This window comes from Streptomyces sp. NPDC097981, from assembly GCF_040302565.1.
Lineage (GTDB): Bacteria > Actinomycetota > Actinomycetes > Streptomycetales > Streptomycetaceae > Streptomyces.
Genome location: NZ_JBEORW010000046.1, coordinates 51,045 through 71,624, shown reverse-complemented (window position 1 = coordinate 71,624; position 20,580 = coordinate 51,045). Strand labels below are relative to the sequence as shown.

The 20,580-nt window shown below is 73.6% G+C and carries 16 protein-coding genes, 1 rRNA gene and 1 pseudogene; 14 read left to right on the top strand and 4 right to left on the bottom strand.

Annotated features, from left to right (window positions below; genetic code table 11):
• From rrf to ABTY04_RS32950, 3 genes and pseudogenes are all read left to right on the top strand, one after another.
• Positions 1-91 (top strand): 5S ribosomal RNA (gene rrf, locus ABTY04_RS32960); the annotation flags it as partial.
• A gap of 433 nt (positions 92-524) precedes the next feature.
• A pseudogene (locus ABTY04_RS41250) lies at positions 525-1,502 on the top strand (hypothetical protein); the annotation flags it as partial.
• 216 nt (positions 1,503-1,718) lie between these two features.
• Positions 1,719-2,588, top strand: a complete 870-nt coding sequence (locus tag ABTY04_RS32950; RefSeq protein WP_352217118.1) for a tetratricopeptide repeat protein — start codon at positions 1,719-1,721, stop codon at positions 2,586-2,588.
• Positions 2,589-2,654: 66 nt separating this feature from the next.
• Here the strand turns inward: ABTY04_RS32950 and ABTY04_RS32945 are convergent, their stop codons facing one another.
• Positions 2,655-3,926 carry a DUF1015 family protein gene (locus tag ABTY04_RS32945; RefSeq protein WP_352217111.1) on the bottom strand — a complete coding sequence of 424 codons (1,272 nt, stop codon included), beginning with the start codon at positions 3,924-3,926 and terminating at the stop codon, positions 2,655-2,657.
• Between the two features lie 120 nt (positions 3,927-4,046).
• Between ABTY04_RS32945 and ABTY04_RS32940 the strand changes: the two genes are divergently transcribed.
• The 4 genes from ABTY04_RS32940 to ABTY04_RS32925 all read left to right on the top strand — a co-directional run bounded on the left by ABTY04_RS32940 (position 4,047) and on the right by ABTY04_RS32925 (position 8,102).
• Entirely contained in the window at positions 4,047-5,078 is a 1,032-nt protein-coding gene (locus ABTY04_RS32940) for an HAD hydrolase-like protein (RefSeq protein ID WP_352217110.1), read from the top strand.
• An 80-nt stretch (positions 5,079-5,158) separates the two neighbouring features.
• Positions 5,159-6,205: a FecCD family ABC transporter permease gene (locus ABTY04_RS32935; RefSeq protein WP_502996766.1), complete on the top strand. Its 1,047-nt coding sequence runs from the start codon at positions 5,159-5,161 to the stop codon at positions 6,203-6,205.
• A complete protein-coding gene (locus tag ABTY04_RS32930) occupies positions 6,202-7,263 on the top strand; it encodes a FecCD family ABC transporter permease (protein WP_352217109.1) in 1,062 nt (353 codons plus the stop codon). The genes ABTY04_RS32935 and ABTY04_RS32930 overlap by 4 nt, the downstream gene beginning before the upstream one ends.
• The gene (locus tag ABTY04_RS32925) at positions 7,260-8,102 is read left to right on the top strand and encodes an ABC transporter ATP-binding protein (protein ID WP_352217108.1); all 843 of its coding nucleotides are present in this window, start codon (positions 7,260-7,262) and stop codon (positions 8,100-8,102) included. Before ABTY04_RS32930 ends, ABTY04_RS32925 begins: the two co-directional genes overlap by 4 nt.
• 98 nt (positions 8,103-8,200) lie before the next feature.
• Here the strand turns inward: ABTY04_RS32925 and ABTY04_RS32920 are convergent, their stop codons facing one another.
• A complete protein-coding gene (locus ABTY04_RS32920) occupies positions 8,201-8,548 on the bottom strand; it encodes an SCP2 sterol-binding domain-containing protein (protein ID WP_352217107.1) in 348 nt (115 codons plus the stop codon).
• 65 nt (positions 8,549-8,613) lie between these two features.
• Here ABTY04_RS32920 and ABTY04_RS32915 point away from each other — a divergent pair, with 65 nt between their 5' ends.
• From ABTY04_RS32915 to ABTY04_RS32895, 5 genes are all read left to right on the top strand, one after another.
• Positions 8,614-8,919 (top strand): hypothetical protein, encoded by a 306-nt coding sequence (locus ABTY04_RS32915; RefSeq protein ID WP_352217106.1) that lies wholly within the window; start codon positions 8,614-8,616, stop codon positions 8,917-8,919.
• 7 nt (positions 8,920-8,926) lie between these two features.
• On the top strand, positions 8,927-9,742 hold the full coding sequence (locus ABTY04_RS32910; protein ID WP_133898422.1) for a TlyA family RNA methyltransferase: 816 nt from the start codon (positions 8,927-8,929) through the stop codon (positions 9,740-9,742).
• Positions 9,739-10,683, top strand: a complete 945-nt coding sequence (locus tag ABTY04_RS32905; protein WP_502996765.1) for an NAD kinase — start codon at positions 9,739-9,741, stop codon at positions 10,681-10,683. The genes ABTY04_RS32910 and ABTY04_RS32905 overlap by 4 nt, the downstream gene beginning before the upstream one ends.
• Positions 10,684-10,768: 85 nt before the next feature.
• Positions 10,769-12,487, top strand: coding sequence for a DNA repair protein RecN (gene recN, locus ABTY04_RS32900; RefSeq protein WP_352217116.1), 1,719 nt, complete (start codon positions 10,769-10,771; stop codon positions 12,485-12,487).
• Positions 12,488-12,718: 231 nt separating this feature from the next.
• Complete coding sequence (locus ABTY04_RS32895) at positions 12,719-13,840, top strand: glycosyltransferase family 4 protein (RefSeq protein WP_352217104.1); 1,122 nt, start codon at positions 12,719-12,721, stop codon at positions 13,838-13,840.
• A 235-nt stretch (positions 13,841-14,075) separates the two neighbouring features.
• On the opposite strand, the gene ABTY04_RS32890 is transcribed toward ABTY04_RS32895, so the two are convergent.
• A complete protein-coding gene (locus ABTY04_RS32890; protein WP_352217103.1) occupies positions 14,076-15,701 on the bottom strand; it encodes a PucR family transcriptional regulator in 1,626 nt (541 codons plus the stop codon).
• 315 nt (positions 15,702-16,016) lie between these two features.
• Between ABTY04_RS32890 and ABTY04_RS32885 the strand changes: the two genes are divergently transcribed.
• Positions 16,017-17,462 carry an APC family permease gene (locus ABTY04_RS32885; protein ID WP_352217115.1) on the top strand — a complete coding sequence of 482 codons (1,446 nt, stop codon included), beginning with the start codon at positions 16,017-16,019 and terminating at the stop codon, positions 17,460-17,462.
• A 12-nt stretch (positions 17,463-17,474) separates the two neighbouring features.
• Positions 17,475-19,100 carry a flavin monoamine oxidase family protein gene (locus ABTY04_RS32880; protein ID WP_352217102.1) on the top strand — a complete coding sequence of 542 codons (1,626 nt, stop codon included), beginning with the start codon at positions 17,475-17,477 and terminating at the stop codon, positions 19,098-19,100.
• 7 nt (positions 19,101-19,107) lie between these two features.
• Here ABTY04_RS32880 and ABTY04_RS32875 read toward each other — a convergent pair whose 3' ends face one another.
• Positions 19,108-20,487: an FAD-binding oxidoreductase gene (locus tag ABTY04_RS32875; RefSeq protein ID WP_352217101.1), complete on the bottom strand. Its 1,380-nt coding sequence runs from the start codon at positions 20,485-20,487 to the stop codon at positions 19,108-19,110.
• Between the last annotated feature and the right edge of the window lie 93 nt (positions 20,488-20,580).

Genomic DNA, 20,580 nt, shown 5'->3' with positions numbered 1-20,580 from the left:
GCCCGGTTACATTCCGAACCCGGAAGCTAAGCCTTTCAGCGCCGATGGTACTGCAGGGGGGACCCTGTGGGAGAGTAGGACGCCGCCGAACAATCTTTCAAAGGACCCTTGGTCCAGCGTTCAACGCTGGACCAAGGGTCCTTTTTGTTTTTCACCTCTTTTACGCCGAAGCGCGGCCATGGGTTGGTTGCGCGAGAATGACTAGCGGTACCCCGAAGACAGGAGTCACACCCATGTCCAACTCTCCCGACGATCGTCCGGAGCGCGAGCCTCGTCGCAACGACGGCGGTGACAGGGGCGGCTACCGCGGGGGCCGTGACGACCGTGGCGGTGACCGTGGTGGCTTCCGCCGCGACGACCGCGGTGGTCGGCCGACCGGCGGTGGCGGCGGTTTCCGCCGTGACGACCGCGGTGGGCGTCCCGCCGGCGGCGGTGGCGGTGGCTTCCGTCGCGATGACCGTGGCGGTGACCGTCCGTCGTACCCGCGTCGTGATGACGACCGTGGCGGCCGTCCCTCGTACCCGCGTCGCGACGACGACCGCGGTGGCTTCCGCGGCGGTCGCGACGACCGTGGTGGGGACCGTCCGTCCTACCCGCGCCGTGACGACCGCGGTGACCGTCCCGCCGGTGGCGGCTTCCGCCGCGACGACCGTGGCGAGCGCCCCAGCTACCCGCGTCGCGACGACGACCGCGGTGGCTTCCGCGGTGGCCGTGACGACCGTGGTGGGGACCGTCCGTCCTACCCGCGCCGCGATGACCGTGGTGACCGTCCCGCCGGTGGCGGCTTCCGCCGTGACGACCGCGGTGACCGTCCGTCCGGTGGCGGCTTCCGCGGCCGCGAGGACCGTCCCTCCTACCCGCGCCGCGACGACCGTGGCGGGGACCGCCCGTCCTACCCGCGCCGTGACGACCGTGGCGACCGTCCCGCCGGTGGCGGCTTCCGCCGCGACGACCGTGGCGAGCGCCCCAGCTACCCGCGTCGTGATGACGACCGTGGCGGCCGTCCCTCGTACCCGCGTCGCGACGACGACCGCGGTGGCTTCCGCGGCGGTCGCGACGACCGTGGTGGGGACCGTCCGTCCTACCCGCGCCGTGACGACCGTGGTGACCGTCCCGCCGGTGGCGGCTTCCGCCGTGACGACCGTGGCGAGCGCCCCAGCTACCCGCGTCGCGACGACGACCGCGGTGGCTTCCGCGGTGGCCGTGACGACCGTGGTGGGGACCGTCCGTCCTACCCGCGCCGCGACGACCGCGGTGACCGTCCCGCCGGTGGCGGCTTCCGCCGTGACGACCGCGGTGACCGTCCGTCCGGTGGCGGCTTCCGCGGCCGCGAGGACCGTCCCTCCTACCCGCGCCGCGACGACCGTGGCGGGGACCGCCCGTCCTACCCGCGCCGCGACGACCGCGGTGACCGTCCGTCGTACCCGCGTCGTGACGACGACCGCGGCGGGCGTCCCTCGTACCCGCGTCGCGATGACGACCGCGGCGGCTTCCGCGGCGGCCGTGACGACCGTGGTGGGGACCGCCCGTCCTACCCGCGCCGCGACGACCGCGGTGACCGTGGCGGCTACCGTGGTGGCCGTGACGACCGCGGTGGCTACCGCGGCGGCCGCGATGACCGTGGTGGCGACCGCGACTACCGCGCCGACCGCGACCGGGACCCGGTCAAGCGGCTCCCGATCGACGAGGACGTCACCGGTCTGGAGATCGACGCGGACGTGCGCCAGGAGCTCCTGAGCCTGCCCAAGGGCCTGGCCGAAGAGGTCTCGCGCAACCTGGTCATGGTGGCCCGCCTGATCGACGAGGACCCGGAGCAGGCGTACGCGTACTCGCGCATCGCCCTGCGCCTGGCCTCCCGTGTCGCCGCCGTGCGCGAGGCCGCCGGCTTCGCCGCGTACGCCACGCAGAAGTACAGCGAGGCGCTCGCCGAGTTCCGCGCCGCCAAGCGCATGACCGGATCCGTCGAGCTGTGGCCCGTCATGGCCGACTGCGAGCGCGGCCTCGGCCGCCCCGAGCGCGCGCTGGCCATGGCCGGCGAGCCCGAGGTGCAGAAGCTGGACAAGGCCGGCCAGGTCGAGATGCGCCTGGTCGCCGCCGGTGCCCGGCGGGACATGGGGCAGCTCGACGCCGCCATCGTGACCCTGCAGAGCCCGGAGCTGGCCTCCAACTCCGTCCATCCGTGGACCGCCCGTCTGCGGTACGCCTACGCCGACGCCCTGCTGGCGGCCGGTCGTGAGGACGAGGCGCGCGAGTGGTTCGCCAAGACCGTCGAGGCCGACAAGGACGGCTCGATGGACGCCTCCGACCGGCTCGCCGAGCTCGACGGGGTCGAGTTCGTCGACGCGCTGGACGCCGACGGGCCGGACGAGAGCGACGACGAGTTCGACGACGAGGACGACGAGCAGGACGCCGCCGAGGTGGCTGCCGCCGAGCGCGCGTCCGACCAGGCCGAGTACTACGACGAGGACGACGAGGAGTACGAGCCGCTCGAAAGCTCCGAGGCGGACGCCGAGGTCGACGCCACCGACGAGATCGTCGTCGTGGAGGACGAGGACCAGGACGACGAGCAGGCCGGCGACAAGGCCTGAGCGCTGACCTGACAAAGGGCGGTACCCCCGGTGGGGTACCGCCCTTTGTCGCGTCTGCGCCGCGCGTCAGTGCAGGATGCGCAGAACCAGGCCGCTGGCCGGCTTCGGGCCGAAGGAGGTGGACTTGCGGGGCATCGTCACACCCTGGCGGGCCAGGTCCCGGACGACTTCCTCCCGTACGGGGTGCAGCAGGACCGCGGTGCCGCCGTGGCGCTCGGCCATGGCGACCGTGGCCGCCGCGTCGTGGATGTACGTGATCTGGTCGGGAGTGTCCGGGATCTGCCACAGGGCGTCGAGCAGGGTCGCGTGCAACACCGTCGCGTCCAGCCGGCGCCAGGCCTCGGGGCGGTCGCGCCGTACGGTGCGGTCGAGGAGGTCCAGGTCCGGGTCGGTGACGAGGTGGAAGGCTCCGTCGCCGGCCAGGAGAAAGGCATTGCCCCGCTCCGCGGCGTCCGCGAGGGCCTCAAGGGCGAGCGGCAGCGGGCCGTCGACCGGGCGGACGCGGAAGCGGCCATCGACGGCGGCCAGGGCGTCCGTGACCGGGAGACGGCGCAGCATCCGGTGGATGGCGCGGACCTGGAGCGGATAGCGGGCGGTGTCGACGAGGAGGACCAGGCCGAAGTCCCATGCGGTGGGGGACTGGTGCTCCTCCTGGAGGCGCAGGTACGTCGCCCAGCGGTGGTGTCCGTCGGCGATGAGGGCCTGGCGGTGGCCGAGGTCCGAGGTGACGGCGGCCAGGTCCGCGGGGTCGGTGATGGCCCAGAGCCGGTGCCGGAAGCCGTCCTCGGTGGTGGTGGCCAGCAGGGGCGGGCGCCCGGCGGTCCGCTCGACGACCTCGGCCGCGCCGGACGCGGGGTCGTCGCCGCGGTAGGTGAGGAGGAGGGGCTCAAGATTGGCCGAAGCGGCCCGCATCAGGCCGGCCCGGTCGGTGACCACGTCCGGCATGACGTCCTCGTGCGGGAGGACGATGCCGGCGTCGGGCTTCGAGAGGGCGAGGGCGCCGATGACGCCGCGCTGGAGCAGACCGCCCTTGCGCTGCTCGTAGAGGTAGAGCGCGGGCTCGGGGTCGGTGCTGAGAATGCCGTTGCCGAGCCAGTCTTGCAAGGTGCGCGCGGCCTGTTCGTTGCGCGCGGCGGGGGTGTCGGCCTGCGGAAGGATGAGGCGGACGATGTTGTGCGGGTCGGCGGACTCCAGGTGGTCGACGCCGTCGGGGCGTACGACCACGTCGTACGGCGGCGAGGTGACGGCGGCCAGGCTGCCGACGCGCTCCGGGTCATAGCGCAGTCCGTGGAAGGGAATCAGGCGCAGCCCGTCGTCCGCAGTACCAGATGTGGTCATTGGTGCATGGTAAGACGCGTCTCGCGATGCGGGATGATCGGGTGAGGAAGACCGCAGCGCAGATGCTGTCGGGATCGGTCGCGGACCGGTCGAGGATCGAGCGGACAGGGAGCCGGCAGGATGACCCGGAAGAGCAGGACGAGTCCGGCGGGCAGCGAGCACAGCCTGCACCAGGCGTACGACACGGCCCTGCTGGACCTGGACGGTGTCGTGTACGCGGGCGGCGAGGCCATCGGGTACGCGGCGGAGTCCCTCGCCGCGGCCCGGGCCGGCGGGATGCACCTCGCGTACGTCACGAACAACGCGCTGCGGACTCCGGAGGCGGTCGCCGAGCACCTGGGCGAGCTGGGGATCCCGACCGAGGCCGGCGAGGTGATCACCTCGGCGCAGGCCGTGGCCCGGCTGATCTCGGAGCAGGTGGAGCCGGGTGCGAAGGTGCTGGTGGTCGGAGGCGAGGGGCTGCGGGTCGCGCTCCGCGAGCGGGGCCTGGTGCCCGTGGACTGCGCGGACGAGGAGGGCCTCGCGGCGGTCGTCCAGGGGTACGGGGGCCCGGATCTGCCGTGGTCGCGGTTCGCGGAGGCCTCGTACGCGATCAACCGCGGGGTGCCGTGGTACGCGTCGAACACCGATCTGACGATTCCGGGGGCGCGCGGGATCGGGCCCGGGAACGGGGCCGCCGTGCAGGTCGTACGGATCGCCACGGGCGCGGAGCCGCAGGTGGCGGGGAAGCCGCTGCCCCCGATGCACCGGGAGACGGTGCTGCGGACCGGAGCGCGGCGGCCGCTGGTGGTCGGGGACCGGCTGGACACGGACATCGAGGGCGCCTTCAACGGTGAGGTGGACTCGCTGCTGGTGCTGACGGGCGTGACGGACGGGGCACAGCTGCTGCAGGCCGAGCCGAGGCACCGGCCGACGTACGTGGACCGGGACCTGCGCGGGCTGCTGACGGGCCAGCCGGAGGTTGCGGCGGCGGGGGAGGGCTTCGGCTGCGGGGGCTGGACGGCGGTGGCAGCGGCGGGCGTGCTGGAGCTGCGGGGCGAGGGCGATCCGGTGGACGGGCTAAGGGCGCTGTGCGCGGCGGCGTGGACGCAGGCCGGGGACGGCTCTTGCACGCTGGACGCGGGCAAGGCGCTGGCCAGGGTCGGGCTGTAAGCGGCCGCAGGCCGGGCCGTCCCGGTCGGGCGGGGGTCCACACGACAAGATCGGGAGCAGGCTAGGCTAACCTAACTTCCGTGTTGGTCGAGAGTCCCCCTGAACAGAGCGCGGCGCCGGTCGCCGCCGTCCGCCCACGCCATGCGGCGCGCGCCGCCGGTCTGCTCGGCGCCCTCGCGGTGCTGGCCCTGATCGCAGTGGCGAGCATCGCCGTGGGCGCCAGGCAGATGCCCCTCGACCAGGTCTGGCACGGCCTGTTCCACTACGCGGGGACGCCCTCCGACGTCGTGGTGCGCGATCTGCGCGTCCCGCGCACCCTCCTCGGGCTGATGGTCGGGCTCGGGCTCGGACTCTCCGGTGCGGTGATGCAGGCGCTGACCCGCAACCCGCTGGCCGAGCCCGGCATCCTCGGCGTCAACGCGGGTGCCGCGGCCGCCGTGGTCTCGGCGATCACCTTCCTGGGGGCCTCCTCCCTGAGCGAGTTCGTGTGGTGGGCCTTCCTCGGCGCCGCCGTCGTCTCGGTGGTGGTCTACGTGCTCGGCGGCAGCCGCAGCGCGACGCCGGTGCGCCTCGCGCTCGCCGGTACGGCTGCCAGCGCGGCCCTGGTCGGCTACATCAACGCCGTGCAGCTGGTGGACAGCAAGGCGCTGGACAAGCTCCGCTTCTGGACCGTGGGCTCCCTGGCCTCCGCGAACATGGACACCGTCCGGCAGGTGGCGCCCTTCCTGCTGGTGGGCGCGGTGATCGCGCTGACGCTGGGCCGGCCCCTCAACGCGATGGCCATGGGCGACGACACCGCCCGGGCCCTCGGCGCCCACCTGACACGGACCCGGATCGGGGCCATGGCCGCGATCACGCTGCTGTGCGGGGCGGCGACCGCCGCGTGCGGGCCGATCGTCTTCATCGGTCTGATGATCCCGCACCTGGTGCGGATCCTCACCGGGCCCGACATGCGCTGGGTGCTCGCCTACTCGGCGGTCCTCTCGCCGGTGCTGCTGCTGGGCGCGGACGTCATAGGCCGGGTGGTCACCCGGCCCGCCGAGCTCCAGGTCGGCATCGTCACCGCGCTGATCGGCGGACCCGTCTTCATCCATCTCGTCCGGCGCAAGAGGATGGCCCAGCTGTGACCGTCGACCTTCGGGCGGTCAAGCCCGGATCCCGTGCCCTGCGCGGCCCCGGCGGGCTGTCCCTGCGGACGGAGCCGCGCGCGCTGGCGGTCGGGCTGCTGCTCACCGCGGCCGCGCTGGCGATGGCCGTCGTGCTCATCGGCACCGGCGACTTCGAGATCGCGCCGGGGGACGTCGTACAGACCCTGCTCGGCAACGGCACGCCGGCGCACGACTTCATCGTCAACGACCTGCGGCTGCCGCGGGTGCTGGTCGCCCTGCTGGTCGGCGCCGCCCTCGGCATGTCCGGTGCGGTCTTCCAGTCCGTCTCCCGCAACCCGCTCGGCTCCCCGGACCTGCTCGGCTTCGCCTACGGCTCGGCGGTCGGCGCCCTCACCGTGATCGTCCTGTTCAAGGGCGGTGCGACCGCGGTGGCGGTGGGCGCGCTGGTGGGCGGACTGCTCACCGGTGTCCTCGTCTACCTGCTGTCGTACAAGCGCGGCATCCACGGCTACCGGCTGGTGCTGGTCGGCATCGGCACCTCCGCGATGCTCGTCGCCGTCATCAACTACCTGCTGACCAAGGCCCAGCTCGTCGAGGCCACCCGCGCGATGGTCTGGCTGACCGGCTCGCTCGCCGGGCGGGACTGGAGCCAGGTCTGGCCGCTGCTGGGGACCTGCGCGGTGCTGTTCCCGCTGGTCCTCGGGCAGGGCCGGGCCCTGCGGATGATGGAGATGGGCGACGACGCCGCGTACGCCCTCGGGGTACGGGTGGAACGCACGCGGATGCTGCTGATGCTGGCGGCGGTCCTGCTGACCACCGGGGCCGCCGCGGCCGCCGGGCCCGTCTCCTTCGTCGCCCTGGCCGCGCCCCAGCTGGCCCGGCGCCTGACCCGCTCGCCCGGGTCGAACCTGCTCACCGGCGCGCTGATGGGCTCCGTCCTGCTGCTCGTGTCCGACTGGGCCTCGCAGCGCGCCTTCGGCGCCGACCAGCTTCCGGTGGGCGTGGTGACCGGGCTGGTCGGCGGTGTCTATCTGCTCTGGCTGCTCGTCACCGAGCGCAGGGCGGGACGTATATGAGCAACTCAAGGAGTACGCACGTGCAGCGGCTGACCGCGCAGAACGTGACCCTCGGCTACGAGCAGCGGGTCATCGCCGAGAACCTGTCGGTGGAGATCCCCGACCACTCCTTCACGGTGATCGTCGGACCCAACGCCTGCGGAAAGTCCACGCTGCTGCGCGCGCTGTCGCGGATGCTGAAGCCGTCCGCCGGGCGGGTGCTGCTGGACGGTCAGGCCATCGGGTCGATGCCGGCCAAGAAGGTCGCCAGGACGCTCGGCCTGCTGCCGCAGTCCTCGATCGCGCCGGACGGGATCACCGTCGCCGACCTGGTGTCGCGGGGCCGGTACCCGCACCAGGGGCTGCTGCGGCAGTGGTCGCCGGAAGACGAGCGGATCGTCCTCGAATCGATGGCCGCGACCGGGGTCGCGGAGCTCGCGGACCGGTCGGTCGACGAGCTGTCGGGCGGGCAGCGCCAGCGCGTGTGGATCGCGATGGCGCTGGCGCAGCAGACGCCGCTGCTGCTGCTGGACGAGCCGACCACGTACCTGGACATCCAGCACCAGATCGACGTGCTGGACCTGTGCGCCGAACTGCACGAGAACCAGGGGCGGACCCTGGTTGCCGTGCTGCACGACCTCAACCACGCGGCCCGCTACGCCACGCACCTGATCGCGATGCGGGGCGGCGAGGTCGTCGCGGAGGGGCCGCCGGCCGAAGTGGTCACGGCGGAACTGATGGAGAAGGTGTTCGGGCTGCGCTGCCGGATCATCGACGATCCGGAGACGGGCACGCCACTGGTGATCCCGGCGGCCAGGGCCCGGGCCGGGCGTCTGACGGGTTCCGGCGCCGCGGGCTGAGGTCCGGGCGGATCCGGTCGCCCGGGGCTCCGCCCCCGACCCTGCGCCTCAAACGCCGGCGGGGCCGGGTTGTGCCGGGGAGGCCGCACGTGCCCCGGTCACAGGAGGCTTTTGAGGCGGAGCAGGTCGCGGAAGCCGGCCTCCAGGCGGACCCGGCCGGAGGCCCAGGCCTTGGCGAATTTGAGCTCGCCCGCGACCATCGCGACCAGGTCGTCGCCGGTCATCGCGAGCCGGATCTCGGCCTTGGCGGCGGGCGGGCCGGGGGAGACCGCGTCCACCCGGATCCGGCCGCCGTCGAGGCGGCCGGTGAACGTCCGGTCGAGGTCGGTGATGTGGCAGCTCAGGGAGCGGTCCAGCGCGGCAGCGCCGCGCACGCTGCCGTCGGCCTGCGCAAGGTTGCCGGAAAGTTGGTCGAGTGCGGCTCGGCACTCCTCGATCGTAGCCATCGTGATCTCGACCGTACCGCAGAGCCGTGGGTGGTTGCCCCGGCGCTTCGGGGTAGCGTCGGGGCATGACCGACGAACTGCCCGCAGGGCCCGAGGAGGGCGCCGGGGGCCCTCGGCCCGATGCGGCGGCCACCGGCCCCGCGGGGGCTGCCGAGGCCGCCGGGCCGGCCGGGCCCGAGCCCCTGGGCCTCGTCCGTACGCCCACCGGCCATGCGGGGGTGGACGCGCACCTGGAGCGGCTGGCCGACGCCGACCACCTCACTGCGGACGGACACGCCGCGGTGTACGAGGATGTGCACAGGGGGTTGCGCGACGCGCTGACCGCGCTCGACGCACCGCCCGTCCCCGGACCGTACGAAAACAGGAGCTGAACCGAACGTGGCAGGAGTGGCACGCCGCCGCCTGGACGCCGAACTGGTACGCCGCAGCATGGCCCGCTCGCGCGAGCACGCCGCCCAGCTGATCGCCGCGGGCCGGGTGACCGTCGGCGGCGCCACCGCGACCAAGGCGGCCACCCAGGTCGAGACCAGCGCGGCCCTGGTGGTCCTCAAAGACGACAGCGACCCCGACTACGTCTCCCGGGGCGGCCACAAGCTGGCCGGGGCGCTGGCGGCCTTCCGGCCGCAGGGGCTGGCCGTCGAGGGCCGCCGGGCGCTGGACGCCGGAGCCTCCACCGGTGGTTTCACCGACGTGCTGCTGCGCGCGGGCGTGGCCCACGTCATGGCCGTCGACGTCGGCTACGGGCAGCTCGCCTGGTCGCTCCAGAGCGACGACCGGGTGACCGTCAAGGACCGTACGAACGTCCGAGAGCTGACGGTCGAGCAGCTCGACGGGGTCCCCGTCGACCTCGTCGTCGGCGATCTGTCCTTCATCTCCATCGGCCTGGTGCTGCCCGCACTGGTGCGCTGCTGCGCGCCGGACGCGGACCTGGTGCTGATGGTCAAGCCGCAGTTCGAGGTCGGCAAGGACCGGCTCGGCAGCGGCGGCGTCGTGCGCAGTCCGGAGCTGCGGGCGGAGGCCGTGCGCGAGGTGGCGGCCCAGGCGGCGAAGCTGGGGCTGGGCGTTCTCGGGGTGACCGCGAGTCCGCTGCCCGGCCCCTCGGGGAACGTCGAGTACTTTCTGTGGCTGCGGGCGGGGGCACCGGCACTCGACCCGGCGGATGTTGACCGTGCAGTGGCGGAGGGGCCGCAGTGACTGAATCAGCGGATAGGTCGGACACATCGGATACACCGGCTCAGGCGGTGGGGCGGACCGTCTTCCTGCTCGCGCACACCGGACGGCCGGCGGCCATCCGCAGCGCCGAGCTGGTCGTGCGGGGGCTGCTGAAGAGCGGGCTGGGCGTACGGGTCCTTGAGTACGAGGCGAGGGACCTGCCGCTGCCGCCCGAGGTGGAGCTGGTCGCCGAGTGCACCCCCGAGGTGCTCGAAGGCTGCGAGCTGCTGATCGTGCTGGGCGGCGACGGGACCCTGCTGCGCGGCGCGGAGTTCGCGCGCGGCTCGGGGGTGCCCATGCTGGGCGTGAACCTGGGCCGGGTGGGGTTCCTCGCGGAGGCCGAGCGGGACGACCTGGACAAGGTCGTGGACCGGGTCGTGACGCGTGCGTACGAGGTCGAGGAGCGGATGACGCTCGACGTGCTCGTTCGGACGAACGGCGACGTGGTCCACCGGGACTGGGCGCTGAACGAGGCGGCCGTCCAGAAGGTGTCCCCGGAGCGGATGCTCGAAGTGGTCCTGGAGATCGACGGGCGCCCGGTGTCCGGCTTCGGCTGTGACGGGATCGTGTGCGCGACCCCGACCGGTTCGACGGCGTACGCCTTCTCCGCGGGCGGGCCGGTGGTCTGGCCCGAGGTGGAGGCGCTGCTGATGGTGCCGATCAGTGCGCACGCGCTGTTCGCGAAGCCGCTGGTGACCTCGCCGGACTCGGTGCTGGCGGTGGAGGTGCAGACCGGGGTCCCGCACGGGGTGCTGTGGTGCGACGGACGCCGGACGCTGGAGCTGCCGGCCGGGGCCCGGGTGGAGGTCCGGCGGGGGGCGGTGCCGGTGCGGCTCGCCCGGCTGCACCACGCCTCGTTCACGGACCGGCTCGTGGCGAAGTTCGCGCTGCCAGTGGCCGGGTGGCGCGGAGCGCCCCACTGATAGCACATCCGTTCGAGAAGCTCGGGACGGGTGCAGTCACATGGCACCGGTGAAACCTCGGTATCGTCGTCCCGTGCTTGAGGAGATGCGGATACGGTCGCTCGGGGTCATCGACGACGCGGTGGTCGAGCTGTCGCCCGGTTTCACCGCGGTGACCGGCGAGACCGGCGCGGGCAAGACGATGGTCGTCACCAGCCTCGGCCTGCTGCTCGGCGGTCGCGCCGACCCGGCCCTGGTGCGGATCGGGGCCAAGGCGGCGGTCGTGGAAGGCCGGATCGTCATGCGCCCCGACGCGGCTGCCGCCGTACGCGCCGAGGAGGCCGGGGCCGAGCTCGACGACGGCGCCCTGCTGATCAGCCGGACGGTGTCCGCCGAGGGGCGTTCACGCGCCCACGTCGGCGGCCGCTCCGTGCCCGTCGGCCTGCTCGGCGAGCTCGCGGACGACCTGGTCGCCGTACACGGGCAGACCGACCAGCAGGGCCTGCTGCGGCCGGCCCGGCAGCGGCAGGCCCTCGACCGGTACGCCGGGGACGCGGTCGCGGTCCCGCTGGAGAAGTACGGGGCCGCCTACCGGCGGCTGCGCGCGGTGGCCGTCGAACTCGACGAGATCACCACCCGGGCCCGGGAACGGGCCCAGGAGGCCGATCTGCTGCGCTTCGGGCTGGAGGAGATCGCGGCCGTCGAGCCGCTGGCCGGCGAGGACGCGGAGCTGGCGGCGGAGGCCGAGCGGCTCGGCCACGCCGAATCGCTGGCCTCGGCGGCGCAGATCGCGCACGCTGCGCTGGCCGGCGACGTCGAGGACCCGGAGGGCGTCGACGCGAACACGCTCGTGGCGGGCGCGCACCGGGCCCTGGAGGCCGTACGGTCGCACGACGCGGCGCTCGGCGCGCTCGCGGAGCGGATCGGTGAGCTCGGGATCCTGCTGGGCGACGTGGCCGGGGAACTGGCCGGGTACGCCGACGACCTGGACGCCGATCCGCTGCGCCTGGCCGCAGTGGAGGAGCGGCGGGCGGCCCTGACCCAGCTCACGCGCAAGTACGGCGACTCGATCGACGCCGTGCTGGAGTGGGCCGAGCGGGGTTCGGCGCGGCTGCTGGAGCTGGACGGCGACGACGAGCGGATCACGGAGCTGACCGCCGAACGCGACGGGCTCCGGGCCGAACTGTCACTGCTGGCACAGGCGTTGACGGACGCGCGGGTGGAGGCGGCGACGCGGTTCGCGTCGGCCGTCACGGCGGAGCTGGCGTCGCTGGCGATGCCGCACGCGCGGGTGACGATCGACATCCGGCAGATCGAGGACCCCGACGGCGTGGACGTGGGCGGCCGAGCCGTCGCGTACGGGCCCTCGGGCGCGGACGAGGTCGAACTGCTGCTGGCCCCGCACCCGGGCGCCCAGCCGCGGCCGATCGCCAAGGGCGCCTCGGGCGGTGAGCTGTCGCGCGTGATGCTGGCGGTGGAGGTCGTGTTCGCGGGGTCCGACCCGGTGCCGACGTACCTCTTCGACGAGGTCGACGCGGGCGTCGGCGGCAAGGCGGCCGTAGAGGTCGGGCGGCGGCTCGCGAAGCTGGCCAAGTCGGCACAGGTCGTGGTCGTCACGCACCTGCCGCAGGTGGCGGCGTTCGCAGACCGGCAGCTGCTGGTGGAGAAGACCAACGACGGGTCGGTGACGAGGAGCGGTGTCACCGTCCTGGAGGGCGAGGACCGCATCCGCGAGCTCTCGCGCATGCTGGCCGGCCACGAGGACTCGGTGTCCGCGCGGGCGCACGCCGAGGAACTGCTGGCGGCGGCGCGCGCGGACGCGTAGCTGTCGGCCGTGCCTTGTGAGGGCCCGGGACGGGTGCCGGACGCTGTCCGGTGATCCGCTCCGGGCCCTCGGCACGGGTGGTGGGGTGACAGGCGCTACGCCGTGTGGGTGAGGCTCGGGGGTGTGTGGCGGTATCTCCTGCGGGATCCGCACCCGTATGGTCCCGGAACGCGCGTGCGGACTGGCATCCTGGGCGACGTCTCTGCCTCCCTCACCCTGGAGCTTCGGCCCGTGAGCAGCTCCCCGGTCTCGACCCCGGCCCCCGCGCAGCCTTACGGGCGGCCACCGCTCCGCACCGTCCAAGTACTCGGCGGCGCGGGCGCGGGCAGCAGCGCGCACGTGCGCTCGCTCACGAACGGGCTCGCGGCGCGCGGGGTACGGGTCACGGTGTGCGCGCCCGTGGAGGCGGAGGGGGAGTACGACTTCACCGGTGCCGGGGCGCAGTTCACCCCGGACGCGGTGAGCGTGCTGCGGGCCGTGTGCGCCGGCGCGGACGTGGTGCACGCGCACGGCGTACGGGCCGGGATGCGCGCCGTGCTGGCGCTGCGCGGGCGCCGGGTGCCGCTGGTGGTGACCTGGCACAGCGGCGGGCCGGCGGCCGAGGGGACGTTCGGGCGGCTGGGCCGGGTCCTGGAGCGGCACGTGGCGCGGGCCGCGGCGGTGGTGCTGGGCGCCTCCTCGGACCAGGTGGACCTGGCACGGGCGCGGGGCGCGCGCGACGCACGGCTGGCACCGGTGGCCGTGCCGATGGGGCCGGCGGGCCCGGAGGGCGGCGCGGACCCGGGCAAGGCGCGGGCGGAACTGGGGGCGGTGGAACGGCCGCTGCTCATCGCGGTCGGGAGCCTCGTGGAGCACCGGGGGTACTCCGTACTGCTCGACGCGGCGCGGGCGTGGCGGGTGCTGGAGCCGCTGCCGCTGGTGGTGATCGCGGGGGAGGGCCCGCAACGGGCCGAGCTGGCCCGGCGGATCGAGGCCGAGGGGCTGCCGGTGCGGCTGCTGGGGCGGCGCCGGGACGCGGCGCAGCTGCTGGCGGCGGCCGACCTGGCGGTGCTGCCGAGCCGGTGGGAGGCGCGGTCGCTGCTGGCGCAGGAGGCGCTGCGGGTGGGCGTACCGCTGGTCGCGACGGCGGTCGGGGGCGTGCCGGAGCTGGTCGGGGACGCGGGGGTGCTCGTGCCGTCCGGGGATGCGGCCGCGCTGGCGACGGCGGTGACGGACCTGCTGTCGGACCCGGCCCGGCGCGCTGCGCTGGCGGCGGCGGGCCGGGCGCAGGCGGCGACGTGGCCGTCGGAGGACGACACGGTGGCGCAGATCCTGTCGGTGTACGACGAGCTGATGGACCGCCGCCGCCCCTGACCCACCGCCGCCGTAGCCCGGCTGCGGGCGGGGGCCGGGGGGCGGGGGTCGGCACCCGGCCTCCGCGCCTCAGACGCCGGTGGGCTGGATGTGCCCGGCTTTCCGGGGCTGCACTCCTACCCCGCGCGTCAATCGCCGGCGGGGGCAACCCCCGGCCGAGGTCTGCCGGACGGAGTCCGGCGTAACGGCGCGAAGCCGGGGAGGCGCCCCGGCGCCGGGCCGCGTGAGCGGCGCGTCAGGAAGCAGAAGGGGTGTGGCGGCGGGCGCGGAGGGCCAGGCTCAGGGAGAGGACGGTCTCCGGGTCGTCCAGGTCGGTGCCCAGGAGCTCCGAGATGCGGGCCAGGCGGTTGTACAGCGTCTGGCGGTTGAGGTGGAGCTCGCGCGCCGTCTCCGCCTTGCGGCCCGCGTGGGCCAGGTACGTCTCCAGAGTGGGCAGGAGCGGCGGGCGTGACGCGGCGTCGTGCACGCGCAGCGGGCCGATCGCGCGGTCCACGAACGCCGCCAGGTCGGGGTGCTCCCGCAGCCGCCACAGCAGCAGGTCGATGTCCAGCCGCCGCGCGTCGTACCAGGGGCGGGCCGGCAGGCCGTGCGCCGCCGTCGCGGTCTCGGCGGCGTGGCGCAGGCCCGAGGAGGCCGCCGCCCAGCCGCCCGCCACGCCCACGACCACCGCCGGCGGGGCCGCCGCGCGGTCCAGGCCGGCCCGTTCCACGCCCGCCCGCAGCGCCGCCGCCACCCGGTCCGCCACCGCCGTGCGCTCCGACTCGGCCCGGAGGGAGACGAGCAGCGGGACCCGGCCCTCCACGGGGCGCACGCCCAGCAGGACCGGTACGCCGACCGAGGACAGCTCCTCCAGGACCGCCCGGGCCAGTACCGCCCAATTGCCGGAGGGGCCCAGGTCCGAGGAGAGGCGCATCACGACGGGAAGGAGCGGACCTGCCCCCGGTTTGAAGCCCAGGACGCGTGCCTGCCCCGGGGCGTCGTCCGCGCTGATGCGCCCCTCCGCCAGGTCCGTCAGGAAGTCGCCGCGGCCGCGCGCCGCCAGCTCCTCCTCCTGGCGGGCCTGCATCAGGACGACCGCCAGGACGCCCGCCGTCCGTTCCGCCGCCATCCGGTGGACCGGGAGCAGGGGCGCCGAGACGCCCAGCAGGACCACCCGCGCGCGCACCGAGCCCGTGCCGTGGCCGCCGCCGGGAACGTCGACCAGGACCGCGTTGCCCGACGGCTCCGCCTCGCGCTGGCCCCGCAGCCCCTCCCAGACCTGGAGCGGATCCGCCGCGGCCTCACCGGCGGCCGGGCCCGCCGCGTAGAGGAGTTGGCCGTCGGGGGTCTCCAGGAACACCGGGTTCCCGGTGAAGTCGGCCAGGATGTGCAGTACTTGGGGGATGCCGCCGCCGCTGAGCAGGGCCTCCGTGCACCGCCGGTGGACCTCCTCGGCCCGCTGGAGCAGCGCGTAGTGGTGGTTGACGATCTCGGTGTGGACCTCCTCCGTCACCGCCACGAAGGGGACTTCGCGGTGGAGCTGGACGAGCGGGAGGCCGGCCGCCCGTGCCGTCTCGACGAGCGTCGCCGGGAGCCGGGTGAAGCGCGGGCCCAGTTCGACCACCAGCGCCGCGATCCCCCGATCCGCGAGGCGGCGTACGAAGGCACGCTGCTCGGCGGGCCGGGTGCCGAGGCCCAGCCCCGTGGTCAGCAGCAGCTCCCCTCCCTTGAGCAGGGATGCGATGTTCGGCACCTCGCCCGCGTGCACCCAGCGGACGGTCCGGCCGAGGCGGTCGGCGCAGGCCACCACCTCCGGCAGCCCGCTGCGCAGTCCGGGCAGCTCCAGTGCCCGCTGAACGGTGATCCCGCCCTGGTTGTCCATATCGCGGGACGCTACCGGCCGCCTTGTTCCCAGCACATCACCGGGCGGTTACGGAGCCCGATATGCCCCGTCCGGCCCGACAACTCGTCGTCCCTGCAAGGAGATTATCGGACCGCATGCCGATTGTGGCGTGCGTCACGCAGGGGGAGAGTGGCGCCCCTCCCGACAGGAACCAGGAACGAGGTCGTCATGAGCGCAGGTACCGCCGGCAGAGCCCCCGAGGCCGCACAAGCGCCACAAACACCACAAGCCCCTCATGTCCCGCAGGTCCAGCGGCTCAAGGCCAACTCCGTCGGCCTCGTCGGCGTCGTGTTCATGGCAGTCGCCACTGCCGCGCCCATCACCGCCATGACCGGCAACCTCCCCATCGCGGTCGGGTTCGGCAACGGCACCGGCGCCCCGGCCGGCTATCTCTTCGCGACCGTCGTCCTGACCGTCTTCGCCGTCGGCTACGTCGCCATGGCCAAGCGGATCACCGCCGCCGGTGCGTTCTACGGGTACATCTCGCACGGCCTCGGCCGGATCGCCGGCATGGCCTCCGGCATGCTCGCCGTTCTCGCCTACATCGTCTTCGAGGCCTCGATCGTCGGCGTCTTCTCCTACTTCGCCAAGACCACCGTCCACGACCAGCTCGGCGTCGACCTGCCCTGGATCGTCTACGCGGCCGGCATGCTCGCCGTCACCGCGGCCCTCGCGCACTTCGACATCAACCTCACCGCCAAGGCCCTCGGTGTGATGCTCGTCGCCGAGATCGCCGTCCTGTTCGCCGTCGCCACCGCCGTGCTGATCGCGGGCGGCGGCCCCGACGGGATCCCGCTCGAACCCGTCAACCCCCGGCACGCCTTCACCGGAACCTCCGCCGGGCTCGGGCTCTTCTTCGCCTTCTGGTCCTGGGTCGGCTTCGAGTCCACCGCGATGTACGGGGAGGAGTCCCGGAATCCGAAGCGGGTGATCCCCCGAGCCACCCTGATCTCGGTCGTCGGCGTCGGCCTCTTCTACATCTACGTCTCCTGGATGACCATCGCAGGCAACGGGCTCGCGAAGTCCGTGGAGCTGTCCGCCTCCACCAGCCCCCTCGACCTCTTCTTCGCCCCCACCCGGACCTTCATCGGCTCCTGGGCCGTCGACGCCTTCCAGTGGCTGCTGCTCACCGGCTCCTTCGCCTGCGGCATGGCCTTCCACCAGTGCGCCGCCCGTTACCTGTACGCCATCGGCCGCGAGGGCTTCCTGCACCCCGGGCTCGGCCGCACGCACGCCAAGCACGGCTCCCCGTACGTCTCCTCCGTCGTGCAGACGGCCATCGCCACCGGCCTCGTCGCGCTGTTCTGGCTGACCGGGCAGGACCCGTACATCCACCTGTACACGCTGCTCGCGATCCTCGGCACGATGGCGATCCTCATCGTCCAGACCCTGTGCTCCTTCGCTGTGATCGGTTACTTCCGCAAGAACCACCCCGAGGACCGGCACTGGTTCCGCACGTTCACCGCTCCGCTGCTCGGCGGGATCGGCATGACCGCCGTGGTCGTCCTGCTGCTGGTCAACATGAAGACCGCCGCCGGGCTCGCCGCCGACTCGTTCTTCTTCACGCTGATCCCGTGGATCGTCGGCGCCGTGTTCTTCGGCGGACTCGGCCTCGGCCTCTGGCTGAAGTACAGGGCCCCCGAACGCTACGAGATCATCGGCCGCGTGGTCCTGGAGGACTCCGCCGAACGCGCCGAAGAGTCCGCCCCGCCCGCCCCGCCCGCCGCGAACGTCCGATAGGGAGCCGCCGCCATGGCCCGCACGCCCCTGATGCACGCGCTCCGCACGCTGGCCGCCGAGCACGCCGCTGCCCGCCGGCTCGCCCTGCCGGTCGCCGAGGTCCGCGGCCTGGGCCGCCGGCAACTGCTCGGCCGCGCCGCCGCCCTCGGCCTCGGTACCGCCCTGGCCTCCTCCCGGGCCGCACACGCCGTCGAAGCGGTCCCGGACAAGAAGCCCGTCGCCCCCGCCCGCGTCGCCGTCGTCGGCGCCGGCATCTCCGGGCTGACCGCAGCCCTCACCCTCCAGGACGCCGGAGTCGACTGCACGCTGTACGAGGCCAATCCGAGCCGGGTCGGCGGCCGCATGTGGTCCCAGCGCACGCACTGGGCGTACGGGCAGACCTCCGAGATCGGCGGCGAGCTGATCGACACCAGCCACAAGAAGATCCTGGAGCTGTGCCGCCGCTTCGACCTGCCCACCGAGGACTTCCTCGGCGGCGGGCCGAACGGAGCCGAGGAAGTCCTCTGGCTCAACGGCGCCTACTACCCGCGCGCCCAGGCCGACGAGGACTTCAAGGCCGTCTACCAGGCGCTGCGCCGCGATCTCCAGGAGGCCGGCCAGGTCTCCTGGAACTCCTCGACCCCGGCGGGCACCGCCCTCGACAACATGACGCTGTACGAGTGGATCGAGACCCGGATCCCCGGCGGCCACGGCTCGCAGCTCGGCCGCTTCATCGACGTCGCGTACAACGTCGAGTACGGGGCCGACACCGATCAGCAGTCCGCGCTCGCGCTGGTCCTGCTGATGGGGTACCAGCCCAATCCGGGCAACTTCAACGTGTGGGGCCTGTCCAACGAGCGCTACCACATCACCGGCGGCAACGACCGGCTGCCGAACGCCATCGCCCAGGCCCTGCCCACCGGTTCGCTCGTGATGGGCCGCGAGCTGGTCGCCGTACGCGTCGGCTCCGACGGCACCCAGACGCTGACCTTCAACGACTCCGGGGCGACGCGCACGGTCGTCGCCGACCACACGATCCTGTGCCTGCCGCTGCCGATCCTCCAGCGGATCGACCTCTCCGGCGCCGGTTTCGACCCGCTGATGAAGAACCTGCTGCGCGACGCCCGCATGGGCTGCTGCACCAAGCTGAACATGCAGTTCACCGCTCGGCCCTGGCGCGGCACCGGCCCCTGGCCGGGCGTCAGCGCCGGGGACTGCTTCACCGACTCCGACGTCCAGCAGACCTGGGACACCACCAAGGTCCAGCCGGGCAACGGGGGCATCCTGCTCCAGTACGGCGGCGGCAGCCTGGCCGGGGCGCTCACCCCGGCCACGCCGTTCGCCACCGAGACCGACCCGTACGTACGCACCCTCGCCGGCCGGGTGCTGACGGGGGTGGACGCCTTCTTCCCGGGCACCAAGGCCGTCTGGAACGGGCGGGCGCAGCTGTCTGCCTGGCACCGCAACCCGTACTCGCTGGGCGCGTACTCGTACTGGCCGGTGGGCTATCTGCACCGGTACGCCATGTACGAGGGCACCGCGCAGGGCCGGGTCCACATCGGCGGCGAGCACTGCAGCTACGACTTCCAGGGGTTCATGGAAGGCGGGGCCACCGAGGGGGAGCGGGCGGCGCGCGAGGTGCTCGCCGCCCTCACCTGACCTGCGGCTACGCCGGCTTGATGTTGTGGTTGAAGCGGAAGACGTTGTCCGGGTCGTACATCCGCTTCACCGCGGCCAGCCTGGCGAGGTTCTCCGCGCCGAGACCCGCCGCCACGCGCTCGGGACCCTCGTCGCCGGTGAAGTTGAGGTAGACCGCGCCGGTGCTCCACGGCTGCACGCGGCCGCGGACGTCGTGGACCCACTGCCGGCAGCGGTCGTCCTCGGCCGGGTCCTCCCAGATGCCGAAGGGGTGCGCGGCCCACTTCGCGTCCCGGTACGGAACGGGGAACTCCGGGGGCCCGTCCGCGATGGCCCCGCCCAGCGGCAACAACACGTGCTGGGTTCCGCCCGTCGGCATCACGTCGCCGAGGGCGCAGAAGACGCTGACCAGTTCGTCCGGCAGGCCGGCCAGGTACTCCGCGGACCAGTAGTTCCGCAGACCCGGCGGGTCGTCCATCATGCACTGGAAGTCCGCGTACGGGAGGGCGGTGAGCACCTCCACCTCGTGCGGCAGCGCGAGCAGCGGCCCGGCGAGCGCCCGCAGCGCCTCCTCGCCGCCCGCGTACGTGAGCAGCGCGCCCGCCATCAGGGTCCCGACCAGGTGATCCGGTACGAAGGGCTCCGGCGGGGCGGTCAGGTAGATCACGCCGCCGCCCGCCTCGTCCGGGCCGTTCTCGACGATCTCGCGGTAGGTGCGCAGGACCTCGGGCCCGGCCTCCGTCGGGTACAGCAGCATGCAGATCGCGAACTCCGGCAGCTCGTGCAGGCGCAGCGTCACCGAGGTCGCGACACCGAAGTTCCCGCCGCCGCCGTGCAGGGCCCAGAACAGCTCGGGGTTGTCTTCGGCGGTCGCCGTCACGGCGGCGCCGTCGGAGGTGACCAGATCCACGCCGAGCAGGTTGTCCACGGCCAGCCCGAACTTCCGGTCCAGCCAGCCTGAGCCGCCGCCGAGGACGAAGCCGGTGACTCCTGTGGTGGAGACCCGGCCGCCGGTGGTGGCGAGCCCGTACGGCTGGCAGGCGCGGTCCAGCACGCTCATCAACGCGCCGCCCCCGACGCGTACGGCCTTCGCCCCGGGATGGACCGTGACCGCCTGCATCCGGCGCATGTCGACGACCACGCCGCCGTCGTTGAGGGACATCCCGGCGACGCTGTGGCCTCCGCCGCGCACCGCGACGGGCAGGTCCAGCTCCCGGGCGAAACGGACGGTGGTGACCACGTCCGCCTCGCTCTCGCACCGGGCGATCACGGCCGGCCTGCGGTCGATCATCGAGTTGAAGATCGTGCGGGCCTCGTCGTACCCCGGATCGCCGGGCGCGAAGACCTCACCGGCGAGATCCTCGCGGAGCACGGTCAGTGCCGTGCCCGCCTTTGAGAGGGGCGCCATCGCTCACCCCTCCTTTCGGGGGAGGCATAGGACCACTCCAGAGTAGGCGGGCCCGATCCGGGGGGCGCGGCGAAGCCGGGGTCCGGACCCCGG

Bases quoted from the DNA above. Each gene is read 5' to 3' on its own strand.
- ABTY04_RS32945 (WP_352217111.1), bottom strand. From the start codon at position 3,926: ATGACCACATCTGGTACTGCGGACGACGGGCTGCGCCTGATTCCCTTC.
- ABTY04_RS32940 (WP_352217110.1), top strand. From the start codon at position 4,047: ATGACCCGGAAGAGCAGGACGAGTCCGGCGGGCAGCGAGCACAGCCTG.
- ABTY04_RS32925 (WP_352217108.1), top strand. From the start codon at position 7,260: ATGAGCAACTCAAGGAGTACGCACGTGCAGCGGCTGACCGCGCAGAAC.
- ABTY04_RS32920 (WP_352217107.1), bottom strand. From the start codon at position 8,548: ATGGCTACGATCGAGGAGTGCCGAGCCGCACTCGACCAACTTTCCGGC.
- ABTY04_RS32915 (WP_352217106.1), top strand. From the start codon at position 8,614: ATGACCGACGAACTGCCCGCAGGGCCCGAGGAGGGCGCCGGGGGCCCT.
- recN (WP_352217116.1), top strand. From the start codon at position 10,769: ATGCGGATACGGTCGCTCGGGGTCATCGACGACGCGGTGGTCGAGCTG.
- ABTY04_RS32890 (WP_352217103.1), bottom strand. From the start codon at position 15,701: ATGGACAACCAGGGCGGGATCACCGTTCAGCGGGCACTGGAGCTGCCC.
- ABTY04_RS32885 (WP_352217115.1), top strand. From the start codon at position 16,017: ATGGCAGTCGCCACTGCCGCGCCCATCACCGCCATGACCGGCAACCTC.
- ABTY04_RS32880 (WP_352217102.1), top strand. From the start codon at position 17,475: ATGGCCCGCACGCCCCTGATGCACGCGCTCCGCACGCTGGCCGCCGAG.
- ABTY04_RS32875 (WP_352217101.1), bottom strand. From the start codon at position 20,487: ATGGCGCCCCTCTCAAAGGCGGGCACGGCACTGACCGTGCTCCGCGAG.